The sequence below is a fragment of the Acinetobacter sp. ESBL14 genome (assembly GCF_036668815.1).
Lineage (GTDB): Bacteria > Pseudomonadota > Gammaproteobacteria > Pseudomonadales > Moraxellaceae > Acinetobacter > Acinetobacter gyllenbergii.
In genome coordinates this window covers 1-632 of the sequence record NZ_JAZEVS010000030.1, presented here as the reverse complement: position 1 = coordinate 632, position 632 = coordinate 1, and the positions used below count along the sequence as shown (strand labels likewise).

1 protein-coding gene is annotated in these 632 nt (G+C 47.9%); it reads right to left on the bottom strand.

Annotated elements, in window-relative coordinates; translation table 11 throughout:
* The coding region (locus tag V6E90_RS21465) for an Ig-like domain-containing protein (protein WP_332606404.1) at positions 1 to 632 on the bottom strand (632 nt) is incomplete at both ends.

Sequence of the window (632 nt, the reverse complement as noted above, 5' to 3'; positions counted from 1 at the left end):
TGATGAAGCCATTCACCAAGTCCGCTGCTGTTACTGTGTAGTTGGTACCATTTACGGTTACCACTGTACCCACTGCTGCATCTGGACCGAGTGCCACTTGTGCATCGAAGCTACCATCTGCACCCAACTCAGTCGCATTCAAGATGCCATCACCGTTCAGATCATCTGGAACTGTGATCGCACCAATCAAGTCAGCTGGAATGGTATCTATCGTAATAGCACCTGTATCTGTACCGACATTGCCTGCCAAGTCTGTCGCAGTTACCGTTACGGTATGTGGACCTTCACCCAACACTGGTAATACATTGTCTGCAAGGGTCCAAGTACCATTACCATTGTTCACCGCTGGATAATCTATACCATTCACAGTCACAACAATGGTCGCATTCGGATCATTGATCGTACCTGTCAACTCAGGAGTGGTGTCATTAGTGGTCTCATCAGTAAATGTTACAACTGGTGGTAAACCATCTCCATCAACAATCTCTGTACCTGGCAATGAAACGTTTCCTGCCAAGTCGGTCGCTGTTGCTGTAACGGTATCACCATCAACCAGATTGCCTGGATTTGGTACTGTCCACGCACCTGTGATTGGATCGGTTGGTACTTGAACTGTGGTGCCATTCGGGAAG